Source organism: Janthinobacterium sp. RA13 (genome assembly GCF_000745325.1).
In the GTDB taxonomy this organism is placed as follows: Bacteria; Pseudomonadota; Gammaproteobacteria; order Burkholderiales; family Burkholderiaceae_D; genus Janthinobacterium; species Janthinobacterium rivuli.
Window position 1 is genome coordinate 2315191 of sequence record NZ_JQNP01000001.1, and the last position, 23526, is coordinate 2338716.

Below are 23526 nucleotides of genomic sequence, written 5' to 3' on the forward strand. Positions count from 1 at the left end.
TTGTTGTTTTAAATGCGGCGCCAGGGCCGCTTAGTACGACTAGTCTTTTTATACTTTGAGGATGCGTTCGCCGCGGCCGATGCCGGAACCACCCGTGCGGACGGTTTCCAGGATGGCGGCGCGGTCGATCGAATCGATGAACGCGTCGAGCTTGACCTTGTTGCCGGTCAGCTCGATCGTGTACGTCTTTTCTGTGACATCGATGATGCGGCCACGGAAGATATCGGCGGTGCGCTTCATTTCCTCGCGCTCCTTGCCCACGGCACGAACCTTGATCAGCATCAACTCGCGTTCAATATGCTGGCCTTCGGTCAGGTCCACCACTTTCACCACTTCGATGAGGCGGTTCAAGTGCTTGGTGATCTGCTCGATGATGTCGTCCGAGCCGCTGGTGACGATGGTCATGCGCGACAGGGTCGAGTCTTCCGTCGGCGCCACGGTCAAGGTTTCGATGTTGTAGCCGCGTGCCGAGAACAGGCCCACCACGCGCGACAGGGCGCCCGCTTCGTTTTCCAGCAAGACAGAAATAATATGGCGCATGATTAGAGGTCCTCCGAGCCGAGCATCATTTCGGACAGGCCTTTGCCGGCTTTCACCATGGGCCACACGTTTTCGGACTGGTCGGTAATAAAGTTCATGAATACCAGCCTGTCTTTCATGCCAAACGCCTCTTTCAGGGCGCCGTCGACGTCGCCCGGTTTTTCAATTTTCATGCCCACGTGGCCGTAGGCTTCCGCCAGCTTCTCGAAGTCGGGCAGCGAATCCATGTACGACTCGGAATAACGCGAACCGTAATCGATTTCCTGCCACTGGCGCACCATACCGAGGAAACGGTTGTTGAGCATGATGATCTTCGGCGTCAGGTGATACTGCTTGCACGTCGCCAATTCCTGGATGCACATCTGGATCGAACCTTCGCCCGTGATGCAGGCAACGGTGGCGTCCGGATTGGCCATCTGCACGCCCATGGCGTATGGCAAGCCGACACCCATGGTGCCCAGTCCGCCGGAATTGATCCAGCGGCGCGGCTTGTCGAAGCCATAGTATTGCGCCGCCCACATCTGGTGCTGGCCCACGTCGGACGTGATGAAGGCGTCGCCCTTGGTGATCTGGAACACTTTTTCCACCACCGACTGCGGCTTGATGACCAGGTCGGAAGTCGGATATTTCAGGCATTCGCGGCCACGCCATTCGGCGATCTGCTTCCACCAGTTGCTCAGGGCATTGACGTTCGGCTTGGCTTCGGCCGCGTCGAGTTGCGCGAGGAACTCGATCAGCACGTCCTTGACGTTGCCGACGATGGGGATATCGACCTTGACGCGCTTGGAAATCGACGATGGATCGATGTCCACGTGGATGATCTTGCGCGGATGCGAGGCGAAATGTTTCGGGTTGCCGATCACGCGGTCATCGAAACGGGCGCCGATGGCGATCAAGACGTCGCAGTTCTGCATCGCCATGTTCGCTTCATAGGTGCCGTGCATGCCGGGCATGCCGACATACTGCTCGCTCGAGGCGCGGTAGCCGCCCAGACCCATCAAGGTGTTGGTGCACGGGAAACCCAGGCGGTCGACCAGCTTGTTCAGCTCGGGAGCCGCATGCGCGAGGATCACGCCGCCACCCGTGTAGATCATCGGGCGTTCGGCTTGCAGCAACAGCTGCACGGCCTTGCGGATCTGGCCCGAGTGGCCCTTGTCGACGGGACGGTAGGAACGCATCTCGACTTCCTTCGGATAGTCGAAATGGCATTTGTGCATGCTGATATCCTTGGGGATATCGACCAGCACGGGTCCCGGACGGCCGGTACGGGCGATGAAGAAGGCTTTCTTGATCGTCGATGCCAGGTCCTTGACGTCCTTGACGAGGAAGTTGTGCTTGACGACGGGGCGCGTGATGCCGACCGTGTCGCATTCCTGGAACGCATCCTGTCCGATGGCGTGGCTCGGCACCTGGCCGGAGATCACCACCATGGGAATCGAGTCCATGTACGCGGTCGACAAGCCCGTGACGGCATTCGTGACGCCCGGACCGGACGTGACGATGGCGACACCGACTTTGTTCGAGCTGCGCGAATAGGCATCGGCGGCGTGGATCGCGGCCTGCTCGTGGCGTACCAGGATATGCTGGAATTTGTTTTGCTGGAAGATGGCGTCGTAGATGTAGAGTACGGCTCCGCCCGGGTATCCAAAGACGTGCTCGACGCCCTCTTCAGCCAGACAGCGCACGACAATTTCTGCGCCGGTAATGGGTCCTGCTGCTGCTTCGGTATTCATGAAACATTCCTTTCAAGGTCCATTGGAGATTGATCGGATGTTCTTTCCTGACGAAGTTCGCCGTGCGCGACAGTGCTCCTGCTTCCCTTTTCATGCGGTCACGACATTTCTTTGGGCACCCATAGATACCTTACAAAACAACGCTTAACGCAACTCGTTTGGCCGGAGTTTCTGTGGCGCCTGTACGAACCGCTCGCGCTTGTGGCGCGGGTTAGAACAAACTGCCTACAAATGAAAGCGCGTCTTGCCGCGGATGGCCTTGTGTGCCGGTCGCGACCTGACCATAGGGCTTTGGGGTGTTCAAAGCGTCCCATACGTTATCGCGTTGCACCATTATGGTCAAGGAAAATGTCGGCCGAAAGGCCATTTCGCCCGCACGCCGTGCAAAAACCCTGCGGAAACGCACATTTTTTGCTAGCATGCACGGGGTTGCAAAAAGCATACCCGCCCCAATTCGCCCACCGCCCCCGCAGCCGCTAAGATCCCCAATACCGCATGGCAACAGACAAAGAATTATCCGACTTTCTAGAAAATGTCGAGCGGCGCGCCTTCAAGCAAGCCGCCTACGCGGTCCGCAAGGAAGAATCGGCACTCGACATCGTGCAGGACGCCATGATCAAGCTGGCCGAAAAGTACGGCGACAAGCCGGCCGCCGAACTGCCGATGCTGTTCCAGCGCATCTTGCAAAACACCATACTCGACTATTTCCGCAGGGAAAAGGTGCGCAACACCTGGGTCAGCCTGTTTTCCGGCATGAAGCCCTCGGGCGACGAGCATGAAGATTTTGATATACTTGATACATATGAATCGGAACAAGGCTCCAGCGCCGCCGAATCGTCGGCCGACCAGGTCGAACGCGCGCAAATGCTTGATTTGATTGATGCAGAGGTACAAAAACTGCCTTCACGTCAACGCGAAGCCTTCCTCATGCGTTACTGGCAGGACATGGATGTGGCTGAAACAGCGGAAGCGATGGGTTGCTCCGAAGGTAGCGTGAAAACACATTGCTCTAGAGCTACCCACACGCTCGCCGAATCGCTGAAAGCCAAGGGAATTAAATTATGAACACCGACGATCTCAATTTCGCTTACAAAGTGCGCCATGCACTGAACGAAAAACTCGACGACCTGCCCGCATCGGCCACCGATCGCCTGGCGGCGGCACGCAAGCTGGCCCTGTCGCGCAAGAAGGCGGACGCGCCCGCCGCCGTCGCCGTACGCAAGGACGTCTTCGCCGGCATCGCCAGCAGCCTGTTCGTCGAACCGCTGTCGTGGCTGGGCCGCATGAGCGTCATCATCCCCCTGCTGCTGCTGGTCGGCGGCCTGGTGGGCATCTATCAGTTTGAGCAGGAACAACATATTGCCGAACTGGCAGAAATCGACGCCGCCGTGCTGTCGGACGAATTGCCGCTCTCCGCCTATATGGACCATGGCTTCAACGCCTACCTGACGAAACGCGAGCAATAAATGGCACGCACGAGCGTACGCAAAGGCTGGCTGGCCGGCGGCGTCGGCCTGGGTGCCTGCGCCCTGGCGGGCGCCGCCTGGGTAGGCGCGCAGCAACATGCCGCCCCCGCCGCACCTCCCGTGGCCGCCGCGCCCGTGGTGGCGCCAGCGCCGGCCGCCAAGCCCGGCTCGCCCCGCACGGCCGGCAAGGGCGGCACGCCCAAGGCGGGCGAGAATCCATCGTGGAACAAGCTGTCGCGCGCGCAGCAGGAAGCCCTGCAGCCGCTGGCGGGCGAATGGAACAAGCTGGAAGCCTTGCGCAAGCAGAAATGGCTCGATATCGCCAACCGTTTCGCGTCCATGACACCAGACGAGCAAACCCGCGTGCATGACCGCATGCGCGAATGGGTCAAGTTGACGCCGGAACAGCGCCGCCTCGTGCGCGAGAACTATACCCGCACGAAGAAGATTGATCCGGGTCAAAAAACCGCGCAATGGGAGCAATACCAGCAATTGCCGGAAGATCAAAAGAAAAAGCTGGCGACGGAACTCGTGCCGAAAAAACCGCTGGGCAAAGTGCCGGCGATCAATTCGAATACGAGCAAGCCGCCCGTGATCCTGCCGCCCGCCACGCCGGCAGCGCCTGCCGTCGCCGCGCCAGTCCTGCCGCCCGCTCCCGCAGCGACGGCCGTGCCGGCAGGCGATCCTGCCGCCACCACACCACCCGCCGCCGCCGTGCCCGTCACGCCACCTGCCACGCCTGCCCCACTGCCAAGCAATGTCAAATAGTACGCCTGCCGCCAGCACCACTTCCCATCCCACGATCAAGCGCCGCCTGATTTCCATGGTCTACGAGTCGCTGCTGGCCCTGGCCGTGCTCTTTTTACCGTTCCTGCTGTTTGAACTGGCCGTGCAAGGCGCGCATACGCCGTTGACGGAACACATGCGCCAATGCCTGGCCTTCCTCGTCATGGGCGCGTATTTCATCCATCAGTGGAGCCGCGAAGGGCAAACCCTGGCCATGAAGACGTGGCGCCTGAAAGTCGTGCTGCCGGGCCACGCCCACGTGCCGCTGCGCGTGGCCGCCTACCGCTATGTCCTGTCATGGATGTGGCTGCTGCCCGCGCTCGTGGCGGCGTATGCCTTCGACCTGCAGCACTGGACAGCTCTGGGCGCCATCGGCATCGGCATCCTGGCCTGGTCTGGCACGGCCCTGTTCACGGGCAATGGGCAATTCCTGCACGACAAGCTGGCGGGCACGCAAATCGTGCAATTGCCAGCCCCGGCGAAGAAGTCGAAGAAAGTCGCCGCCTGAGTTTTTATGCGGCTTGACCTGGGTCATTGAAGCGCCACGGGGGCTCTGCGATCATGGCATGCCATGAATAATACCGCCCCCCTCCCCCACACACGCTTCGCTCCCTACCGCGAGGAAGTCTGCAGCGAAGACGAAGTCAAACACCTCGTCCACACCTTTTATGCGGCCGCGCGCGACGACGCCATGCTGGGCCCCATCTTTGCCGCCGAGGTCAAGGATTGGGATGCCCACCTGGCAACATTGGTCGATTTCTGGTCAGGCTTGCTGCGCGGCACCATGCGCTACCACGGCAAGCCGCTGGCCCAGCACGCGCAAATGGAACACCTCACGCCCTGCATGTTCCGCCGCTGGCTGACCCTGTTCTTCGCCACGACGGAAAGCATGGGCAATGCGGCCCTGCAAGAGAAGGCCGACACCATTGCCTTGAATATTGCCGAGCGGCTCTGGAAAAGCTTTGCGGAAAGCCACGCGAGCAAATGCAGTCCGCAGCAAACAGCCAGCCTCACGACGCCTGAGAAAACCGTAGCGAGCGGAAGCTAGTTGTGGCTAAGAAGCGCAACTGTACTCTAGTACAGTGAGCATCGCAGGCCGCAAATAGCGACGCGCAGTAGGTTTGCTCAGGTGTTACTAGAACCGTTCGTAGCCTTGCAGATAGCGCCACTGGCCTGACGGCATGGCGCCCATCGAAATACGGCCAATGCGCAAGCGTTTCATGGCGACCACGTCCAGCCCCACCATCTTGCACATGTGGGCGATCTGGCCTGGCTGCACGTTTTTCAGGGCAAAGCGCAAGCGCGTTTCATTTTGCCAGCTGACCTTGATGGGCGGCAAAGGCTTGCCATTGAAGGGCAAGCCGTGATTCAGCAGCGCCAGGCCATTCTCGGCGATGGCGCCCGACACTTCCACGATGAATTCCTGCTCCACCGTTTTCGCTTCGTCGACCAGCTTGCGGGCCACGCGGAAATCCTGCGTAAACACCAGCAAACCGGAGGCCATGGTCTCGAGCGGATTGGTGATGGTCAGGCCGATCAGATGACGCTTGAGAAAGCGCGTAACGGAGCTGGGCGCCACATTTTCCGGCGTGAAAATTTCTTCGGGACGCAAACAGCTCAATGCCGGCTTGCCTTCGCTACCCACGCCGCCATTGATCCCAGCCGGCTTGTGCAGCAGAATCGTCACGGGCGGCATTTCTTCCAGGGTTGCATTTGGCAGCAGCACCACCGTTTGATTGTCGGCCACGCGCGCACCCGACTCTTCCACCAGCACGCCATCGACCGTCACCCAGCCGCCCTCGATATACAGCTCGGCCTCGCGGCGCGAACAAGGTACGTCTTCAGACAGGCGCTTGGCCAGGCGGACGGTGGGCATTTCGATTGGTGTGGTCATGGGGAGGCGCAAAAAGCAAGGGAGGAGAAAGCCGGTATTGTAACCGACCGGCTCCTCCCCTTTTGTTGACGTTGTTGCTGACTGCCTGGTGGTTGTCGGATTACGCGCTTGCGCGCTAATCCGACCTACCCGACCGGCGCGGCGGTGGCGAATATGGTAGGCTGGATTAGCGGAACGCGTAATCCAACAAGTCAGGCCGTGGCCTTGGCCAATTCCTCGGCAAAGAAACGGTGGCCCATCTCTTCCAGGCCCAAGGTCTGCAGCACTTCCTGCAGGCGCTCCGTCGGCCGCTGGCGCGGCAAGTTCTTGTAGCTGGCGATGATCAGTTCATTCTTCATCGAATGCTCCCAGCCCACCAGTTCCGTCACGCTGACCTGGTAGCCATGGGCTTCCAGTTGCAAACAGCGCAGCACGTTGGTGATCTGGCTACCGAATTCGCGCGTGTGCAGCGGGTGGCGCCACAGTTCCGTCAAGACACTCTTGCCCAGGCTCTTGCCCTTGTTCTTTTTCAGCACGGACGCGACTTCCGCCTGGCAGCATGGCACCAGCACCATGAATTTCGCCTTCTTTTTCAAGGCAAAGTGGATCGCGTCATCGGTGGCCGTGTTGCAGGCATGCAAGGCAGTGACGATGTCGATCTGCTGCGGCAGCAAGTTTGACTCCGTCGATTCGGCCACGGACAGCGGCAGGAACGACATGCCGGGGAATTTGAATTTCTTCGCCAGCTCCTGCGAGCGCTGCACCAGCTCTTCGCGCGTCTCGATGCCGTAGATGTGCGAACCGTCATTGCCGTTCTTGAAGAACAGGTCGTACAGGATAAAGCCCAGATACGACTTGCCGGCGCCGTGGTCCACCAGCGAGACGCCAGGGTGGTCGAGCTGCACTTCACGCAGCAACGGCTCGATGAACTGCGTCAGGTGGTACACCTGCTTGAGCTTGCGGCGGCTGTCCTGGTTCATCTTGCCGTCGCGCGTCAGGATGTGCAATTCCTGCAGCAAGGCGACCGACTGGCCATCCTTGATCTCGGGCATGTTGCTGGCGGCCGTGATGATGTCTTTCGGCGCAGCGACTGCGGTGGCGGCGGCTGCCGCGCCCTTAGCGCGCTTCATCGATCCACGCCATCTGTATCGCTTCGAGCACTTTTTCGCCGCCGCGCGTGTGGTCATCGTCGAAGCCGTCCAGTTCCACCACCCAGTTATGCAGGTCGGTGAAACGCACGGTCAGGGGATCGATGTCCGGATGCGTGTCGAACAAGGCTTCGGCAATCGCGGTGATGTCGGACCATTTCATCTTAGTGACTGCCTTCGCTGACCTGGTTGATCGTGTATTTCGGGATTTCGACGACGAGGTCGGCGTCGGCCACGATGGACTGGCACGACAGGCGCGACACGGCTTCCAGGCCCCAGGCCTTGTCCAGCATGTCTTCTTCCAGTTCCGTCGCTTCGTTGAGCGATTCGATGCCTTCGCGGACCAGCACGTGGCAAGTGGTGCAGGCGCACGATTTTTCGCAGGCGTGCTCGATGTCGATGTCGTTTTCCAGCAGGATGTCGCAGATGGACTTGCCGGCAGGGGCTTCGATGACGGCGCCGTCCGGGCAAAGCTTGGCGTGCGGCAGGATAACGATTTGTGGCATGGTTTCTTCTTTCAGTCTGTCATTCGGAGCGCGGCCGCAGCTTCGGCGGCGCGCTGTTCAATTAGTCTTGTACGACCTGATCCAGCGATTTGCCGGTGAGAGCCGTGCGCACGCTGCGGTCCATGCGGCGCGAGGCGAAATCCTCGGTGCCGTCGGCCAACGCTTCAATCGCCAGCTTCAAGGCCTGGTGATCGATGGCGCCGCTTTGCGATTGCACGATGGCGTCGCGCACCTTGTTCATCAAGCCGTCGACGGTGACGCGCTCGGCGTCATCGAGCAAGCCGCCGTCTTCGTCCAACGCCGACTGCGTGGCCAGCAGGATGCGCTCCGCTTCCACCTGTTCTTCGCGCAGCGCGCGCGCCACCATGTCGACGTCGGCCGAGGTGTACGAATCCTGCAGCATGCGCGCGATGTCGTCGTCGCCCAGGCCGTAGGCCGGCTTGACGCTGATCGACGCTTCCACGCCCGAGCGCAGCTCGCGCGCCGAGACGGACAGCAAGCCGTCCGCGTCGACCTGGTACGTGATGCGGATGCGCGCGGCGCCCGCCACCATCGGCGGAATGCCGCGCAATTCAAAACGCGCCAGCGAGCGGCAGTCGCTCACCAGTTCACGTTCGCCCTGCAGCACGTGCACGGCCAACGCCGTCTGGCCATCTTTAAACGTCGTGAACTCCTGCGCACGCGCGCACGGGATCGTCGAATTGCGCGGGATGATCTTTTCCACCAGGCCGCCCATGGTTTCGATGCCGAGCGACAGCGGGATCACGTCCAGCAGCAGCCAGTCGTCGCCGGCGGCGCGGTTGCCGGCCAGCAAGTTCGCCTGGATGGCGGCGCCCAGCGCCACGACTTTGTCCGGGTCGATGTTCGCGTGCGGCGTCGTGTGGAAAAATTCGCTCACGGCGCGCTGCACGTGCGGCATGCGCGTGGCGCCGCCCACCATCACCACGCCGTCGACGTCGTCCGCATCCACGTTCGCGTCGCGCAGGGCTTTCTTGATGGCGTTCATGGTCTTGGCGACCAGGTGCTGCGTCATGGCGGCAAAGTCCGCTGCCGTGATGCGCAGGTGGATCTCTTCGTCCGAGTTCAGCTTGGCGTCGATCGTCGTTTCCGACTTGGTCGACAGCAATTCCTTGATCTCGCGCGCTTTCACCATCAGGATGGCCGTGTCTTCGTCGGACAGGGGCGCCAGCTTGGCGTGCTCGCTGATCCAGCAGAACAGGCGGCGGTCGAAATCGTCGCCGCCCAGCGCCGAGTCGCCGCCCGTGGACAGCACTTCGAAGACACCCTTGCTCAGTCGCAGGATCGAGATGTCGAAGGTGCCGCCGCCGAGGTCGTACACGGCGTACACGCCTTCGGACGCGTTATCGAGGCCATACGCGATGGCGGCGGCCGTCGGCTCGCTCAGCAGGCGCAGCACGTTGATGCCGGCCAGCTGCGCCGCATCCTTGGTGGCCTGGCGCTGCGCGTCGTCAAAGTAGGCCGGCACGGTGATGACGGCGCCGACCAGGTCGTCGCCGAGCGAATCTTCCGCGCGCTGGCGCAGGGTGGCGAGGATTTGCGCCGACACTTCGACGGGGCTTTTCACGCCGGCCACGGTTTTCAGCTGCACCATGCCAGGCGTATCCTGGAAATCGTAGGGCAGGTTTTCCGCGTAGGCGATGTCGGCCAGGCCGCGGCCCATGAAGCGTTTCACGGACACGATGGTATTCTTCGGGTCGGTCGTTTGCGCGGCCAGGGCCTTGTAGCCGATATTGGCGTGGCCGTTCGGCAGGTAGCGCACGACGGACGGCAGCAGGGAGCGCCCGTCTTCATCGTTGAGCACCTCGGGGATGCTGTTGCGGACGGTGGCGACCAGGGAATTGGTGGTGCCCAGATCGATGCCGACGGCCAGGCGGTGCTGGTGCGGCGCGGTCGACATGCCTGGTTCGGAAATTTGCAGAAGTGCCATTGTATTCGTGCCTCGATTAATTTTTTGCGTGATGCGGTTGATGCCTGTCGCGCATTATAAGACGCGCGCCAGACTGGCGCTTGGCACGCCGGTCAAGCTATCCGGAGATCAAACTTCAATCGCCTCATAGGCAAAACGGACTTCCTCGCCGAATTTGTCGAGGAACATCAGGGCGCGCACGCTTTGCGCCGCATTCACATAGTCGGCGGCGTCGAGCTGGGCCGCCACCTGGGCCAGCAAGGCCTTGCGTTCGCCGCGCAGCTGGCGGTCCAGGGCGTCGAGCGCGTCGGCATCCTTGCCGGCACGCGCGTCGCCCAGTTCTTCGCGCCATTCCATCTGCTGCATCAGGAAGCTGACCGGCATGGCCGTGTTCGACTCCGTCTGCAGGTCGACGCCATTGAGCTCGCACAGGTATTGCGCGCGTTTTTGCGGGCTTTTCAGGGTTTGGTAGGCTTCATTGGCGCGCGTGGCCCATTGCATCGCCACGCGCTTTTCAGCGCTGCTGGCGTTGATGAAGCGGTCCGGATGGACCTTGCCCTGCACGTCGCGGTAGGCTGCGTCGAGCGCGCTCATGTCGAGCGAGAACTGCGCCGGCAACTGGAATAATTCGAAGTGGTTTTGCATAATGGTCAGTGGTCGCTGTACCGCAATCGATGGGTACAGCGCACCGACCGGGGTCTTGCCAGCTGTTTAAATCCTGAAGGACTCGCCGCAGCCGCAGGCGTCTTTTTCGTTCGGATTGTGGAACTTGAAACCTTCGTTCAAGCCTTCGCGCGCGAAATCGAGTTCCGTGCCGTCGATGTAAGGCAAGCTTTTCGGGTCGACGAAGACTTTCACGCCGTGCGACTCAAAAACGCTGTCTTCGGCCGCCACTTCATCGACATATTCCAGCTTGTAGGCCAGGCCCGAGCAGCCCGTGGTACGCACGCCAAAGCGCAGGCCCATGCCCTTGCCGCGCCGTTCGATATAACGGTTGATGTGTTTCGCCGCTTTTTCGGTCAGTGTGATCATGTATTTCTCCGTAACTGCCCCGGCCTTGCGGCTGGGGCGGGCTACCAACGTTTAAGCTGCTGCCGGGTGACGGGTCTGGTAATCCAGAACAGCTGCCTTGATGGCGTCTTCCGCCAGGATGGAGCAGTGGATCTTCACTGGCGGCAGGGCCAGTTCTTCGGCGATCTGCGTGTTCTTGATGGCCAGCGCCTGGTCCAGGGTTTTACCCTTGACCCATTCGGTCACCAGCGAGCTCGACGCGATGGCCGAACCGCAGCCGTAGGTCTTGAATTTCGCATCTTCGATCAGGCCATCGGCGCCGACCTTGATCTGCAGTTTCATCACGTCGCCGCAGGCGGGCGCGCCGACCATGCCGGTGCCGATGGTTTCATCACCCTTGTCGAAAGCGCCCACATTGCGCGGGTTTTCGTAGTGATCGAGTACTTTGTCCGAGTAAGCCATTTTGATGCTCCTTTAATATTCTTGCCGGCCCCGTCAACAGGGGCCACGGTGTTGGTTAGTGGGCTGCCCATTGAATCGAATTGATGTCGATTCCATCCTTGAACATGTCCCACAGCGGCGACAGTTCGCGCAGCTTGTGTACTTTCGATTTCAGCAGGTTGACGGCGAAGTCGATGTCTTCCTCGGTCGAGAAGCGGCCGATGGTGAAGCGGATCGAGCTGTGCGCCAGTTCGTCGCTGCGGCCCAGGGCGCGCAGCACGTACGATGGTTCCAGGCTGGCCGAGGTGCAGGCCGAACCGGACGACACGGCGATATCCTTGATCGCCATGATCAGCGACTCGCCTTCGACGTAGTTGAAGCTCACGTTCAGGTTGTGCGGCACGCGGTGGTCCATGTCGCCGTTGATGTAGACTTCTTCGATCTCTTGCAGGCCCTTGGCCAGGCGGTCGCGCAAGGCCAGGATGCGGCCAATTTCGCTGTCCATTTCTTCCTTGGCGATGCGGAACGCTTCGCCCATGCCGACGATCTGGTGCGTTGGCAGGGTGCCCGAGCGCAGGCCGCGCTCATGGCCGCCACCGTGCATCTGCGCTTCCAGGCGCACGCGCGGCTTGCGGCAGACGTACAGGGCGCCCACGCCTTTCGGGCCGTAGGTTTTGTGCGCCGTGAAGGTCATCAGGTCGACCTTGGTCTTTTGCAGGTCGATGACGACCTTGCCCGTCGCTTGCGCGGCGTCGCAATGGAAGATGATGCCTTTCGAGCGGCAGAATACGCCGATCTCGTCGATCGGCTGGATCACGCCGATTTCGTTGTTCACCAGCATGACCGACACGAGGATGGTGTCCGGGCGCACGGCCGCGGCCAGCTGCTCGACGGTGATCAGGCCGTTGTCCTGCGGTTCCAGATACGTCGCTTCAAAGCCGATGCGTTCCAGTTCACGCACCGTGTCCAGTACCGATTTGTGCTCGGTCTTGACAGTGATGATGTGCTTGCCCTTGGTCTTGTAGAACTGCGCCGCGCCCTTGATGGCCAGGTTGTTGCTTTCCGTCGCGCCGGAAGTCCAGATGATTTCGCGCGGATCGGCGTTCACCAGGGCCGCCACGTGGCCGCGTGCCTCTTCCACGGCTTTTTCCGCCGTCCAGCCATACATGTGGCTGCGCGATGCCGGATTGCCGAACTGCTCGCGCAAGTAAGGAATCATCTTGTCGGCGACGCGTGGATCGATCGGCGTCGTGGCCGAGTAATCCATATAGATCGGGAAATGCGGTGCGGTTTCAAAGTGCACTTGGCCTACGTTTTTTTCTGGGGCGTTCATCAATAACTCCTGCAATCAGCAACTGGTATTTTTGTCATTATCAACCGAGGGCGGCGTGGTTACGGTGCATCACCATCACGCTTTGTTCGGCAATCTTTTGTCTCTGCTGGTCGACCAGGTCCTGCAAGGACACAGAATCCAGATAATCGACCATTTTTTCGTTGAGTGTGGACCACAATTCATGCGTCATGCAGCGCGCACCGGTGGCCGCATCGGCGCCGTGGCAATGCTCCTTGCCGCCGCACTGCGTGGCGTCCAGCGGTTCGTCGACGGCGATGATGATGTCGGCCACCGTCACTTTGTCGGCACGGCGCGCCAGGCTGTAGCCGCCGCCGGGACCACGGATCGATTCGACGATCTCATGGCGGCGCAGCTTGCCAAACAGCTGTTCCAGGTAGGACAGGGAAATCGACTGGCGCTGGCTGATGCCGGACAAGGTGACCGGACCTTTACCCTGGCGCAGGGCAAGATCGATCATCGCGGTCACGGCAAAACGGCCTTTTGTAGTCAGACGCATACATCCTCTGGTCAACTGGTTTAAAATATTGCGGCTTTTCAACTTCTCAAACCCTGAGTAGTTGAATGATTTAGTCAAGTATAACAAATTCGGCGGGGTTTGTCAGAGCGCCCCTCGATGACCACAGGGCTGGCAGGGGCATGGCCGGCCGCGCCAGGCGCGGCGGCATCAGGAAAACAACAGTACTCGTCAAGCACGCAAGGCGCTGCGCACTTTCATCAGTTCAAAACCGAGCAAGTTCAAGCCATCCCAGGTGGCGGGGTCCAGGATGCGCGGATTGTCCGACGCCAGGCCCACGCCCCAGATGCGGTCGACGGGACTGGCTTCGACGATGACGCGCTCGCCCGTGCCCAGCAGAAACTTGCGCAGCGCGGCCTTTTGCGAAAACTTGGCAAAGTTGCCATCGAAGACGATGCCGGCGCGGGCCGCTTCCCATACTTTGGCATCGAAGTTCGCCACTTCGCGCCCCAACTTTTTCACTTCCGAGGGCCGCGCGGCAGCCACGATGCGTGCCTGCACGGCCGTGTCGCCAAACAGGGCCGCCTTTTGCGCCATCATGTAGTGCTCGGCCGTCGCATACGTCACACCGGCCAGGCTGAATGGCGATGGGAACCACTGGCTGAAGCAACTTTTGTCGGGCACCTGCGGCTGCGCCGGCGTGTGTCCCCAGAAATACAGATAGTCGGGCACACCGCCCGCCGCGATCCACGCCTTCAATTCTTCCACGTTACTGATTTGCATATTCCCCGCGTTTCCGCCAGATGGCGTCAATTCAATTTCAAGCACGCAATAGTTGCATCGGGCCAAACAAGGCCTCCATGTCACGATTGCCGATAAAGGACAGATTATACGGATGTTCCGCCGTCACCTGCGGCAAGGCCGCCGCCACAGGCAAACGTTTGATGAGCTCGGCAATCTTGCCCCACAGCACCAGTTGCGGCAAGGCCGCCCCGCCCTGCTGCGCCAGCGCTTCGAGCACCACCTGCAGGAAGGGCAGCCAGCCGCGCGCATCCTGCACGGGCGGCACGTGGGCACGGAACACCAGCGCCGCGTTGAGCAGCAGGAAGCCCTGTTCCGTCATCTTGCGCTGCAAGTCGGGCAAGGTCTGGATCACGCCGCTGCCCGGCAGTTGCGCGGCGGCCGCCACGGGCGCCATGGCCACGCCGGAAGTATCTCCGGCCTGCAGCTGGCCATCGGCCACTAGCAGCATCTTCATGAAGTTGCGCAGCGAGGTGGCGCGGTTGACGGGCTTCGACAGGCCCGTGGCCGACCACAGACTGCCGACTGCGCCATCCATGAAGCACACGCCCGTGGCGCTGTCGGCGCGCGGATACGGCCCCTCGCCCACCAGCACGTAGCGCACCTGCGCCAGCGGCAGGGCAAAAGCGGCGAACAGCCGGCCCTGCGTGGGCAGGTAATCGTCGGCGGCCAGCGCCGGCAGGTAGGTGGGATCGGCCGCCATCACGGCGTGCAAGCCGCGCAGCAGGATGGGACGCCAGGAATCATGCGCCAGGGACAGGGTATCGGTGATGCTGGCAGGAACGGTTGTTGCAGTCATGGCGCGTAAAGTATTTGGGCAAACGCAAATTGTAGCGCACCGGCAAGCTGGCATTAGCCACCAAAAATCAAGCACGCATAAAAAAGCCCCGCCTGTTGCCAGACGGGGCTTCCTGCCTTGCGGCTTAGAAAATCTATTCGGCGTCAGGCTGCCGCGACGGATGGGCGGCCGCAAACGCGGGCAAGCCGGCGCAATGGGCATGGATGCGCGCCACGCGCGGGTATGGCGCCAGGTCGATGGCGAAGCGCTGCGCATTGAATACCTGCGGCACCAGGCAGCAATCGGCCATCGTCGGGCCGTCGCCATGGCAGAACAGGCCCGTGCCGGCCGGATCGCCCTGCGCCAGCAGCGCCTCCACGGCCGCCAGCCCCTCGGCCATCCAGTGGCGGTACCACTCCTGCTTGGCCTCGTCCGACAGGCCCAGGGTGTTTTTCAGGTATTTCAACACGCGCAGATTCGTCAGCGGATGGGCGTCGCAGGCAATCGCCAGCGCCAGCGCGCGCACCCTGGCGCGGCCCAGCGCGTCCGCCGGCAGCAGCGGCACGTCAGGGCGCGTCTCGTCCAGATACTCGAGCATCGCCAGCGACTGCGTCAGGATGGCGCCGTCGTCGTCGAGCGCCGGCACCAGGGCCGACGGATTGACGGCGCGGTAGGCTGGCAGCAGCTGCTGGCCGCCATCCTGCAGCAGGTGCACGGGGATGCTGTCGTAGGCGATGCCTTTGAGATTCAAGGCAATGCGCACGCGGTAGGCGGCCGAACTGCGAAAGTAGGTGTACAGCTTCATGGGGCGCCCTCCCCTCAGGCGCGTGTGGCGCCAGCGTACAGGGCCACGGTCTGCTCGATGCTGCCGAAGATGCTGGCGCCGGCCGCGTCGCGCATTTCGATGCGCACCGTGTCGCCGAACTTCAGGTAGGCCGTTTTCGGCGCGCCATGTTCGATGGTTTCATACATGCGCACTTCGGCCAGGCAGCAGTAGCCCACGCCGCCGTTCTCGATGCTCGAGCCAAACAGGTTGCCCTGCTTGTTCGACACGGTGCCGGAACCGATGATGCTGCCGGCGCCCAGTTCGCGCGTCTTGGCCGCATGCGCGACCAGCTGGGCAAAGTCGAAGGTCATGTCTTCGCCCGCGTTCGGCTTGCCGAAGGGCTTGTCGTTGAGGTCCACCAGCAGCGGCAAATGCAGCTTGCTGCCGGCCCAGTCGGCACCCAGTTCATCGGGCGTGACGGCGACGGGCGAAAACGCGCTGGCCGCCTTCGACTGGAAGAAACCGAAACCCTTGGCCAGTTCGCCCGGAATCAGGTTGCGCAAGGAGACGTCGTTGACCAGCATGACGAGGCGAATGGCTTTCGCCGCGTCGTCCACGCCGGCGCCCATGGCCACGTCGCCCGTAATCACCGCCACTTCCGCTTCCAGGTCGATGCCCCACTCTTCCGACAAGGCGAAGATCGGGTCGCGCGGGCCAATAAAACTGTCCGAGCCGCCCTGGTACATCAGCGGGTCCGTGTAGAACGAGGCCGGCACTTCCGCGTTGCGCGCCTTGCGCACCAGTTCCACGTGGTTGATGTAGGCGGAACCGTCGGCCCACTGGTAGGCGCGCGGCAGCGGCGAGTGGCACAGCGCCGCATCAAACGGCTGCGCGTCCGGCGCCTGGCCCGCGTTCAGGTCGGCATACGCCTGCTCCAGTTTCGGCGCCACGGCGTCCCAGTTGTCGAGCGCCGCCTGCAAGGTGGGCGCGATGGCGGCCACGCGCTGGTACTGGCGCAGGTCGCGGCTGACGAGGATCAGGGCGCCGTCGCGGCTGCCGTTTTTCAGGGTTGCGAGTTTCATGGTGTTCCTTGTTCGGTGGTTGTTTCAGAGAGGTTGCCGGTCTGGGGCGCTCAGGCTTCGGCCGGCGCGTGCATCCAGGCGGCGTGCTTGGGAGCGCGGCGGGTCTGCGACCATTCTTCCAGCATTTCCCATTTGACGGCGTCCAGTTTGGCCTTCATCTCGGGCGTGCCCACGTTGGCCGCCAGTTCCAGGCGATGGCCGTTCGGGTCGAAGAAATAGATCGACTGGAAGATGGCGTGGTTGACGGGGCCCAGCACCTCGATGCCGCCGGCCACCAGGCGTTCCTTGGCGGCCAGCAGTTCTTCCATGCTGCCCACTTCCAGCGCCAGATGCTGCACCCAGGCCGGGGTATTGCGGTCGCGGTCCATCGGCGGCTGCGTCGGCAGTTCAAAAAAGGCCAGCACATTGCCCTGGCCCGCATCGAGGAAGACGTGCATGTAAGGGTCCGGCGCCTTGGTCGACGGCACCAGGTCTTCGGCGATGGCGAGGACGAAATTCATGTTCAAATGCTTGACGTACCACTCGACGGTTTTCTTCGCGTCGATGCAGCGGTAGGCGACGTGGTGGATTTGCTTGATCTTCATGTGCTTGTCTCCAATGGATGGCGCCGTGGGCGCGTTGGCTGGCCTGTTTTTCAGCTTTTCACCATTAGAATCGAGTTCCAGCTATCATACAAACAATTTTTAACCATTGATTTATCGGATTATCTTATGAGTCCCAGCCTGCGACAGATGCGCGCCTTCGTGGCACTGGCCAAGACCGGCAGTTTTACCCTGGCCGCCGAATACCTGCACGTGACGCAGTCGGCCTTGAGCGGCTTGATCAAGGAACTGGAAAGCGTGCTGGGCGTGCGCGTGGTCGAGCGCAGCACGCGCAAGACGCAGCTGTCGGAAATCGGCCGCGAACTGTATCCGCTGTTTGAAAAGATGATCGAGGATCTCGATGGCGCCATGGCCGGCATCGCCCAGCGCAAGGCCCTGAAAACGGGCATGGTGCGCATCGCCGCGCCGCAGATGATGGCCTGCACCCTGCTGCCGGAAGTGATCGCCGCCTACCGCCAGGCGCACCCGGACGTGCAGCTGCGCCTCGTCGACTGCCCCGTGGAAAATGTGTCGGCGCGCGTCTTCAGCGGCGAAGTCGATTTCGGCATCGGCCCCGAGCGCGACCCGACGGCGGAAATCGCCGCGCAAGTACTGTTCGAAATGCCCTTCGTGCTGGTCTTCCCCGAGCAGCACCCGCTGCAGCAAAAGGACAGGGTCACCTGGGCCGACGTGGGCGACTATCCGTTCATTTCGCTGCAAGGCCAGTTCACGGAACGCCTGCTGCGCGACATGCACGGCGCGTTTCGCGAGCTGTCGCTCAATCCCTACAACGAGGTGACCTTCATGACGACGGCGCTGGCCATGGTCAGCGCCAACCTGGGCATCACGGTTTGCCTGCCGTACGCGGAACCGATGGTCAAACTATATCAATTGCAGATGCGCGCCCTGCACGAGCCGGAACTGACGCGACGCTTTTTCGTCTACACGAAGACGGGGCGGTCGCTGTCGCCGGCCGCCGAAAGCTTCATGGCCTTTTTGTTCCGCTTTGTCGAGACGCACGAGTGGAACGTGGGAGCGGGCGGCACGGCTGGCGCCGCTTTATAATCGGGCGTCGCCCTTTCACCGCTCGCACCATGACTCAGCCTCACCAGAACGATCTGTCCGCCATCGACGCCGCCACCATCGCCATCAACCAGCGCATGAACAAATTCGACGGCCATGCACAGGTCTGGCTGTTCGGCTATGGCTCGCTGATCTACAAAGCGGACTTTCCCTATATTGAACGGCGCCCGGCCAGCATCGCCGGCTGGACGCGGCGCTTCTGGCAAGGCTCGCACGACCACCGGGGCACGCCGATGGCGCCGGGCCGGGTCGCCACCATCGTGCCGCAAGCGGACGCCGTGTGCGACGGCATGGCTTACCTGATCACGCCCGAAGTCTTCGCCCACCTCGACCACCGGGAAAAGAACGGCTACCTGCGCCTGGCCACCGACATCACCTTCGACGATGGCAGCAAGGTCGAAGGCCTGGTGTACATCGCCAACGAGGAAAACGCCGCCTTCCTCGGCGCCGCCCCGGAACTGGACATCGCGCGCCAGATCGCCCGCTCTGCCGGCCCCAGCGGCCCGAACAGCGAATACCTGCTGCACCTGGCCAGCGCCCTGCGCGAGCTGGGCAAGAGCGATCCGCACGTCTTTGCCATCGAGCAACATCTGGCGCAATTAAAGGATGCGCCGCCAGCAGCGCAGTGAATGACGGCGGGCAAGCAGCTTGCATGATGCAAGCGATGAATATATTTTCATTGTGACAATTGGCGACTATCGCCGTTTTATTAGCGGCCATAATCGGAACGCGCGATTCCTTTATGCATGAGTGGAGCAACGGTACGCGTCAGCAGGCAGCGGGGCAGAACAAAAAATACGGCCCTGCATGATCGGAGCGAAATCACCGGAGCGAGACGACCATGTCCGAAAGGTCTATGCTGCAACAGCATGGGAGGCAGCCGCATTGCATGCTTCCCGGAGCAGGCGCTATTGCCCCTGTGCATGTCCCCGTCCACTGCGGCAGCGCCGGGGGCGGGCTGAACATCATTGGCAGCTCCCCAATATTCCAACGCCTGCTGCGCATGGTCGAAGCCGTGGCGCCGACCCGCTGCACGGTGCTCATCAGTGGCCCAACCGGTTCCGGCAAGGAAATCATCGCCCAGCTCGTGCACCGGCACAGCGGCGATCCCGGTGCGCCCTTTGTCGATCTCAACTGCGGCGCACTGCCGGAACACCTGATCGACGCGGAACTCTTCGGCCATACCAAGGGCGCATTTACGGGAGCGCTCAACAGCCGCACCGGGTTCTTCGCCCAAGCGGGGCAAGGCACGCTGTTTCTCGATGAAATAGGCGAATTGCCGCTAGGTGTACAGAGCAAGCTGCTGCGCGTACTCGAAGCACGCTGTTTCAGGCCACTGGGCGGTGGTGATATCCAGCCGTTCAACGGCCGCATCGTGGCCGCCACCCACTGCGACCTGGCCGCGATGGTGCAAGCGGGCCGTTTCCGCGAAGACCTGTATTACCGGCTGGCGGTATTGAAACTCGACGTGCCGGGCCTGGACCAGCGCCGCGGCGACGTCGCCGCCCTCGCCACCCACTTTGCCAGCCTGCAGAAGCGGCCCATCCGCTTTACCGCCACCGCCATGGAGCGCCTGGGCCGGCATGCCTGGCCCGGCCATATCCGCGAACTGCGCAACCTGGTTGAACGGCTGTCGATACTGGCCGAATCGGCGCTGATCGATGCCCACAGCCTGGACGCCTTCCTGTCGGCGGGCATGCCGGAAGACGCGGATCACACACTGCTGGCGGAAGCCCTGATGCGGCTGGAAGGCGACAACAAGCTGGAGACCGCGGAACAATTGCTGATCGACTATGCGATGCGCCTTGCCGATGGCAACAAGACGATCGCGGCGCGCCACCTGGGCATCAACCGCAAGGTCATCGAACGCCGCGTGCATGGCGACGAGGAGCGCAGCAATTTTGCCCGCGTCTGCCTGCTGGAGGGACGTGCGCTGATCGAGGCGGCCCGTTTCAAGGAAGCCATCGAAGTATTGCGTCGCGGCCTCACCTTGCTGGCCGCCGACGCCCACCCCTGCACCGCGCGCCGCCTGAGCTGCGACCTGCACCGCTGGCTCGCCATTTCGCACCGCGGCATCAGCGGCTGGCAAAGCGCCGAAGCGCTCGCCTGCTACCAGCAGGCATTGCAGGAAGCGGCGGCGCTGGGCGACGAGGTGGAAATCACCGCCCTGCGCTTCGGCATCTGGAGCTCGCAACTGATGGCGCTGGACCTAGTGGCGGCCCGGGCTACGGCGCAAGACATGCTGCAGCGGGCGCAAGCCATAGGTGACACGGACTTGCTGTCGCAGGCCCATCTGGCCCTGGCCAACACGCTGTTCTGGCTAGGCGATTACCGCGAAACGCTGGCCTGCCTGGAGCGCGGACACCTGCTATGCGGCGCGGCATCGGCCGACACCGGGGGACAGGGCCTGGACATCGCCGTGCTGTCGAGCACTTTCGAAGGCCTGTCCTGCTTCCAGAGCGGCGCCTTCCGGCGCGCGCGCCAGGTAATGGACCACCTGGCATTGCGCGGCGGCGCCGACAACCCGCATCCCTTCCATCGCGCCATCGCACTGCAGGGCGCCGCATGGCTCGCCTGCATGTTCGAGGACTGGAGCCGGCTGGCAAACCTGGCGGCGGACCTGCAAACCGTCGCCAGCGAATATGGCTATCAATTCTACCTGGGAGTGGGCCAGATATTCCATGCCTGCGCATTGGCGTCGGGCAACATCCATGTACAGACCGAACAGCGCATCGCCGATGGCTACCAGCAATACATGCTGTGCGAAGGCGGCATGCTCTTCCATTCATTCCAGGCCTGGAAACGGGGCGAACTGCTGTTGTCGGCAGGCCAGCCATCGCAAGCCCGGCAACTGCTGCACGGCGCCATCGAACTGGCGCTGGAACATGGCGAACGGGCCTACCTGGTCGAACTGCTCGACATGCATGCGCAGACGTGGATCGCGGTGGGTGACCTGGACAACGCGGAACGCGAACTGGGCAGTGCACTGTCGACCGCCAAGGCGCTGGGCGCGACGGCCGGCGGCCTGCTGGTGGCGACCCGCCTGGCGCAACTGCTGCAGCAGCGCGGACGCCGGCCGGAAGCACTCGAACACCTCACGCGCGCCTTGCGCGGCGTGGAACGTGACACGGCTTTCCCCCGGTTTGCCCAGGCGCTGCAGTTGCAGACCACCCTGGCGCAAACCATTTCCATGCCATGCCAACCTGAGGATCCGCAACATGAGCTATGTGCTGAATCACGATGACCTTGAATCGCTACTGCTGGGAGCTTGCTTCTTCGGCAGCGGTGGTGGCGGCACGCTCACTTCCGCGCGCAGCCTGCTGGCCCAATTCCACGCCGGCGATTACTATCCGGACGCCCAAGTGCGCGAGGTCAGCGTCGACGAAGCCACCGATGGCGAGACGGTCATGGTGGCTTACCTGGGCTCGCCCGTGGCGATCAATGGCGCCCAATTTCCGCAAGGTCCCGTCGATGCCGTGATCGCCGTCAGGGAGCGCCTGGCGCTGGAAAACCGCACCCTGGCCTACCTGGCGCCGCCCGAGAGCGGGGCGCTGGGGTTTCTCGTCGCCTGCCTGGTCGCCGCCCACCTGGGGCTGGCGGTGATCGACGCCGATGGCGCCGGCCGCGCCGTTCCCTCGCTGCCGCAGCTGACGTATGCGGCCGAGCAGATCAATCCGCGCCCGGCCTTCCTCGTCAGCCAGTCGGGACTGCGCGTGGAACTCGACGTCCAGCCGAGCCAGGGCGTGAACGGCGCCCGCGCCCACCAGCAGGACGTGGCAACGATCATCGACCAGATGATGCGCCCCATCGTCTCGCAGGCCGATTTCAAGCAGTTCGGCGGGCTGGCCATGTGGATCATGACGCCGGCGGAACTGGCCCGGGCGCTGCCCGGGCGCGGCACCCTGGGACGCGCCCTGCGCCTGGGCCGCGAACTGCAGGCAGGCCGCTTGCGCAGCGCGGACGAACTGGTCGACTATCTTGCGCGGCAATGCGACATGCGCGCCTGGCCATTGTTTCCTCAGGGCACATTCGTCGCCGCCGAAGTCGACTCGCGCAATGGCTTCGACCTGGGCAAGATCACCATCCGCGCGGGTGAACGGCTATGCACGGTCCTGTACCAGAACGAATCGCTGCTGGCCTGGGATAGCAGCCGCAGCACGCCCCTCTGCATGGCGCCCGACACCATCAGTTACTTTGTCGAGGGCGATGGCGATGGCGATGGCCAGGTCGTGTATTCGAATGGCGACTTGCTGCTGCCTGACGGCACGCTCAACCCGGCCCTGCTGCAGCGCAAGGTGACGCTGCTGGGCCTGCAAGCCCACCCGGCATTGCGGGAACGGGGCGGCCTGATACTCGACAGCTTCATGCAACTGCTCAACACCATCGGCTACCTGGGACCCTATGTGCCGCTGGCGGGCAACGCTGGCGCTGCGGCAGGGAGCGCCGCATGAAGCCGCTGCGCATCTGTATCGTGGCGCCGGTGGCCACGGCCGCCTACAACCAGCGCCTGCTCGCCGCCATCGAACCCGTGATGCCGCCCGATGTCGAAGTGTCCGTGCGCAATATTTCGAGCGGGCACGACTGCATCGAATACCGCGTCGACTGGCTGCAAAACGGTTATCCGGTGGTGCAACTGGCCAGGGAAATCGAAGGCGAAGGCTATGACGGCATCTGGCTCAGCGACTTCGACATGTGCGGCGTGGAGGCCGCGCGCGAAGTGATCGACATTCCCATCCTCGGCGGCTTCCCGCCCGCCGCCTTTACGGCGCTGGCACTGAGCCAGCGCCTGTCGATCATGACGATACTGCCCAGCACGCTCGCCATGCAGCGGGGCCACATGCAGGCTTACGGCTTGCAGGACAGCTTCGCCTCGATCCGTTCCATCGACTGTCCCGTCGCCGACCTCGGCAAGCTGGACACGGTGGTCGAAAAAACTTTCAAGGCCGCCATGCTGGCGATACAGGACGACGGCGCCCAGTCCATCCTGCTCGGCTGCACAGGATTTGTCGGCGTCGCCGCGCGCGTCAGCGCGCTGCTGGAGGACGCGCTGCAGACCTATGTGCCGGTCATCGATCCGAACCAGGCAGGCTTCAGCTTCCTGGTGTCCCTCGTGCGCATGGGCCTGCGTCCCAGCCGCGCCTGCTACAGCAAGGATAGCTGAAGCGCCGCACGCGCCCGCGTCACGCCATGCCGTGT

The 23526-nt window shown here is 62.5% G+C and carries 27 protein-coding genes; 10 read left to right on the forward strand and 17 right to left on the reverse strand.

All coding sequences use genetic code 11. The features are described from left to right. Window positions 1-48 precede the first annotated feature (48 nt). Together ilvN and FG13_RS10165 are read right to left on the reverse strand one after the other, a co-directional pair. Entirely contained in the window at window positions 49-540 is a 492-nt protein-coding gene (ilvN, locus tag FG13_RS10160) for an acetolactate synthase small subunit (RefSeq protein ID WP_010399754.1), read from the reverse strand. 2 nt (window positions 541-542) lie between these two features. Then, the gene (locus tag FG13_RS10165) at window positions 543-2273 is read right to left on the reverse strand and encodes an acetolactate synthase 3 catalytic subunit (RefSeq protein WP_051958867.1); all 1731 of its coding nucleotides are present in this window, start codon (window positions 2271-2273) and stop codon (window positions 543-545) included. A 495-nt stretch (window positions 2274-2768) separates the two neighbouring features. On the opposite strand from FG13_RS10165, the gene FG13_RS10170 reads away from it, so the two are divergent. From FG13_RS10170 to FG13_RS10190, 5 genes are all read left to right on the forward strand, one after another. Next, entirely contained in the window at window positions 2769-3338 is a 570-nt protein-coding gene (locus FG13_RS10170) for an RNA polymerase sigma factor (protein ID WP_034750048.1), read from the forward strand. Beyond that, window positions 3335-3739: a DUF3619 family protein gene (locus FG13_RS10175; RefSeq protein ID WP_035820561.1), complete on the forward strand. Its 405-nt coding sequence runs from the start codon at window positions 3335-3337 to the stop codon at window positions 3737-3739. Before FG13_RS10170 ends, FG13_RS10175 begins: the two co-directional genes overlap by 4 nt. Beyond that, a complete protein-coding gene (locus FG13_RS10180; RefSeq protein ID WP_035820563.1) occupies window positions 3740-4507 on the forward strand; it encodes a DUF3106 domain-containing protein in 768 nt (255 codons plus the stop codon). It begins immediately after the preceding gene. Then, window positions 4497-5033, forward strand: a complete 537-nt coding sequence (locus FG13_RS10185; RefSeq protein ID WP_035820565.1) for an RDD family protein — start codon at window positions 4497-4499, stop codon at window positions 5031-5033. Before FG13_RS10180 ends, FG13_RS10185 begins: the two co-directional genes overlap by 11 nt. 63 nt (window positions 5034-5096) lie before the next feature. After that, window positions 5097-5573: a group III truncated hemoglobin gene (locus FG13_RS10190; RefSeq protein WP_051958869.1), complete on the forward strand. Its 477-nt coding sequence runs from the start codon at window positions 5097-5099 to the stop codon at window positions 5571-5573. Between the two features lie 87 nt (window positions 5574-5660). Here FG13_RS10190 and FG13_RS10195 read toward each other — a convergent pair whose 3' ends face one another. From FG13_RS10195 to FG13_RS10265, 15 genes are all read right to left on the reverse strand, one after another. Then, on the reverse strand, window positions 5661-6419 hold the full coding sequence (locus FG13_RS10195; RefSeq protein ID WP_035820567.1) for an rRNA pseudouridine synthase: 759 nt from the start codon (window positions 6417-6419) through the stop codon (window positions 5661-5663). Between the two features lie 191 nt (window positions 6420-6610). After that, a complete protein-coding gene (locus tag FG13_RS10200; RefSeq protein WP_034750064.1) occupies window positions 6611-7528 on the reverse strand; it encodes a class I SAM-dependent methyltransferase in 918 nt (305 codons plus the stop codon). After that, window positions 7515-7709 (reverse strand): Fe-S cluster assembly protein IscX, encoded by a 195-nt coding sequence (gene iscX / locus FG13_RS10205; RefSeq protein WP_034750067.1) that lies wholly within the window; start codon window positions 7707-7709, stop codon window positions 7515-7517. The genes FG13_RS10200 and iscX overlap by 14 nt, the downstream gene beginning before the upstream one ends. Window position 7710: 1 nt before the next feature. Then, window positions 7711-8052, reverse strand: coding sequence for an ISC system 2Fe-2S type ferredoxin (gene fdx / locus FG13_RS10210; RefSeq protein ID WP_035820570.1), 342 nt, complete (start codon window positions 8050-8052; stop codon window positions 7711-7713). Window positions 8053-8113: 61 nt separating this feature from the next. Beyond that, a complete protein-coding gene (hscA, locus tag FG13_RS10215; RefSeq protein ID WP_035820572.1) occupies window positions 8114-10000 on the reverse strand; it encodes a Fe-S protein assembly chaperone HscA in 1887 nt (628 codons plus the stop codon). 108 nt (window positions 10001-10108) lie between these two features. Beyond that, the gene (gene hscB / locus FG13_RS10220; protein ID WP_035820574.1) at window positions 10109-10624 is read right to left on the reverse strand and encodes a Fe-S protein assembly co-chaperone HscB; all 516 of its coding nucleotides are present in this window, start codon (window positions 10622-10624) and stop codon (window positions 10109-10111) included. Window positions 10625-10690: 66 nt separating this feature from the next. Beyond that, window positions 10691-11011 carry an iron-sulfur cluster assembly protein IscA gene (gene iscA / locus FG13_RS10225; RefSeq protein ID WP_010399774.1) on the reverse strand — a complete coding sequence of 107 codons (321 nt, stop codon included), beginning with the start codon at window positions 11009-11011 and terminating at the stop codon, window positions 10691-10693. Between the two features lie 51 nt (window positions 11012-11062). Then, window positions 11063-11452, reverse strand: coding sequence for a Fe-S cluster assembly scaffold IscU (gene iscU, locus FG13_RS10230; protein ID WP_034779562.1), 390 nt, complete (start codon window positions 11450-11452; stop codon window positions 11063-11065). Window positions 11453-11507: 55 nt separating this feature from the next. Continuing rightward, the gene (locus FG13_RS10235) at window positions 11508-12764 is read right to left on the reverse strand and encodes an IscS subfamily cysteine desulfurase (protein ID WP_035820576.1); all 1257 of its coding nucleotides are present in this window, start codon (window positions 12762-12764) and stop codon (window positions 11508-11510) included. Between the two features lie 40 nt (window positions 12765-12804). Continuing rightward, the gene (gene iscR, locus FG13_RS10240; protein ID WP_034779566.1) at window positions 12805-13281 is read right to left on the reverse strand and encodes a Fe-S cluster assembly transcriptional regulator IscR; all 477 of its coding nucleotides are present in this window, start codon (window positions 13279-13281) and stop codon (window positions 12805-12807) included. Window positions 13282-13470: 189 nt separating this feature from the next. Next, window positions 13471-14022, reverse strand: coding sequence for an NADAR family protein (locus tag FG13_RS10245; RefSeq protein WP_035820578.1), 552 nt, complete (start codon window positions 14020-14022; stop codon window positions 13471-13473). A 37-nt stretch (window positions 14023-14059) separates the two neighbouring features. Then, window positions 14060-14839: a uracil-DNA glycosylase gene (locus tag FG13_RS10250; protein WP_035820580.1), complete on the reverse strand. Its 780-nt coding sequence runs from the start codon at window positions 14837-14839 to the stop codon at window positions 14060-14062. 133 nt (window positions 14840-14972) lie between these two features. Further along, the gene (maiA, locus tag FG13_RS10255; protein ID WP_035820582.1) at window positions 14973-15623 is read right to left on the reverse strand and encodes a maleylacetoacetate isomerase; all 651 of its coding nucleotides are present in this window, start codon (window positions 15621-15623) and stop codon (window positions 14973-14975) included. Between the two features lie 14 nt (window positions 15624-15637). Beyond that, window positions 15638-16666: a fumarylacetoacetate hydrolase family protein gene (locus tag FG13_RS10260; RefSeq protein WP_035820584.1), complete on the reverse strand. Its 1029-nt coding sequence runs from the start codon at window positions 16664-16666 to the stop codon at window positions 15638-15640. 50 nt (window positions 16667-16716) lie between these two features. Then, window positions 16717-17250: a VOC family protein gene (locus tag FG13_RS10265; protein ID WP_035820586.1), complete on the reverse strand. Its 534-nt coding sequence runs from the start codon at window positions 17248-17250 to the stop codon at window positions 16717-16719. A 126-nt stretch (window positions 17251-17376) separates the two neighbouring features. Between FG13_RS10265 and FG13_RS10270 the strand changes: the two genes are divergently transcribed. The 5 genes from FG13_RS10270 to FG13_RS10290 all read left to right on the forward strand — a co-directional run bounded on the left by FG13_RS10270 (window position 17377) and on the right by FG13_RS10290 (window position 23491). Next, entirely contained in the window at window positions 17377-18312 is a 936-nt protein-coding gene (locus tag FG13_RS10270; RefSeq protein WP_035820588.1) for a LysR family transcriptional regulator, read from the forward strand. A 62-nt stretch (window positions 18313-18374) separates the two neighbouring features. Next, a complete protein-coding gene (locus tag FG13_RS10275) occupies window positions 18375-18959 on the forward strand; it encodes a gamma-glutamylcyclotransferase (protein WP_152598909.1) in 585 nt (194 codons plus the stop codon). A gap of 290 nt (window positions 18960-19249) precedes the next feature. Then, window positions 19250-21574: a sigma 54-interacting transcriptional regulator gene (locus tag FG13_RS10280; RefSeq protein WP_161784173.1), complete on the forward strand. Its 2325-nt coding sequence runs from the start codon at window positions 19250-19252 to the stop codon at window positions 21572-21574. After that, window positions 21549-22781: a DUF917 domain-containing protein gene (locus tag FG13_RS10285; protein WP_035820591.1), complete on the forward strand. Its 1233-nt coding sequence runs from the start codon at window positions 21549-21551 to the stop codon at window positions 22779-22781. Before FG13_RS10280 ends, FG13_RS10285 begins: the two co-directional genes overlap by 26 nt. After that, window positions 22778-23491, forward strand: a complete 714-nt coding sequence (locus tag FG13_RS10290; protein WP_035820593.1) for an aspartate/glutamate racemase family protein — start codon at window positions 22778-22780, stop codon at window positions 23489-23491. The genes FG13_RS10285 and FG13_RS10290 overlap by 4 nt, the downstream gene beginning before the upstream one ends. Window positions 23492-23526 lie beyond the last annotated feature (35 nt).

Coding starts and splice junctions, on each gene's coding strand:
- ilvN (WP_010399754.1), bottom strand. CDS start 540: ATGCGCCATATTATTTCTGTCTTGCTGGAAAACGAAGCGGGCGCCCTG.
- FG13_RS10165 (WP_051958867.1), bottom strand. CDS start 2,273: ATGAATACCGAAGCAGCAGCAGGACCCATTACCGGCGCAGAAATTGTC.
- FG13_RS10170 (WP_034750048.1), top strand. CDS start 2,769: ATGGCAACAGACAAAGAATTATCCGACTTTCTAGAAAATGTCGAGCGG.
- FG13_RS10175 (WP_035820561.1), top strand. CDS start 3,335: ATGAACACCGACGATCTCAATTTCGCTTACAAAGTGCGCCATGCACTG.
- FG13_RS10180 (WP_035820563.1), top strand. CDS start 3,740: ATGGCACGCACGAGCGTACGCAAAGGCTGGCTGGCCGGCGGCGTCGGC.
- FG13_RS10185 (WP_035820565.1), top strand. CDS start 4,497: ATGTCAAATAGTACGCCTGCCGCCAGCACCACTTCCCATCCCACGATC.
- FG13_RS10190 (WP_051958869.1), top strand. CDS start 5,097: ATGAATAATACCGCCCCCCTCCCCCACACACGCTTCGCTCCCTACCGC.
- FG13_RS10195 (WP_035820567.1), bottom strand. CDS start 6,419: ATGACCACACCAATCGAAATGCCCACCGTCCGCCTGGCCAAGCGCCTG.
- FG13_RS10200 (WP_034750064.1), bottom strand. CDS start 7,528: ATGAAGCGCGCTAAGGGCGCGGCAGCCGCCGCCACCGCAGTCGCTGCG.
- iscX (WP_034750067.1), bottom strand. CDS start 7,709: ATGAAATGGTCCGACATCACCGCGATTGCCGAAGCCTTGTTCGACACG.
- fdx (WP_035820570.1), bottom strand. CDS start 8,052: ATGCCACAAATCGTTATCCTGCCGCACGCCAAGCTTTGCCCGGACGGC.
- hscA (WP_035820572.1), bottom strand. CDS start 10,000: ATGGCACTTCTGCAAATTTCCGAACCAGGCATGTCGACCGCGCCGCAC.
- hscB (WP_035820574.1), bottom strand. CDS start 10,624: ATGCAAAACCACTTCGAATTATTCCAGTTGCCGGCGCAGTTCTCGCTC.
- iscA (WP_010399774.1), bottom strand. CDS start 11,011: ATGATCACACTGACCGAAAAAGCGGCGAAACACATCAACCGTTATATC.
- iscU (WP_034779562.1), bottom strand. CDS start 11,452: ATGGCTTACTCGGACAAAGTACTCGATCACTACGAAAACCCGCGCAAT.
- FG13_RS10235 (WP_035820576.1), bottom strand. CDS start 12,764: ATGAACGCCCCAGAAAAAAACGTAGGCCAAGTGCACTTTGAAACCGCA.
- iscR (WP_034779566.1), bottom strand. CDS start 13,281: ATGCGTCTGACTACAAAAGGCCGTTTTGCCGTGACCGCGATGATCGAT.
- FG13_RS10245 (WP_035820578.1), bottom strand. CDS start 14,022: ATGCAAATCAGTAACGTGGAAGAATTGAAGGCGTGGATCGCGGCGGGC.
- FG13_RS10250 (WP_035820580.1), bottom strand. CDS start 14,839: ATGACTGCAACAACCGTTCCTGCCAGCATCACCGATACCCTGTCCCTG.
- maiA (WP_035820582.1), bottom strand. CDS start 15,623: ATGAAGCTGTACACCTACTTTCGCAGTTCGGCCGCCTACCGCGTGCGC.
- FG13_RS10260 (WP_035820584.1), bottom strand. CDS start 16,666: ATGAAACTCGCAACCCTGAAAAACGGCAGCCGCGACGGCGCCCTGATC.
- FG13_RS10265 (WP_035820586.1), bottom strand. CDS start 17,250: ATGAAGATCAAGCAAATCCACCACGTCGCCTACCGCTGCATCGACGCG.
- FG13_RS10270 (WP_035820588.1), top strand. CDS start 17,377: ATGAGTCCCAGCCTGCGACAGATGCGCGCCTTCGTGGCACTGGCCAAG.
- FG13_RS10285 (WP_035820591.1), top strand. CDS start 21,549: ATGAGCTATGTGCTGAATCACGATGACCTTGAATCGCTACTGCTGGGA.
- FG13_RS10290 (WP_035820593.1), top strand. CDS start 22,778: ATGAAGCCGCTGCGCATCTGTATCGTGGCGCCGGTGGCCACGGCCGCC.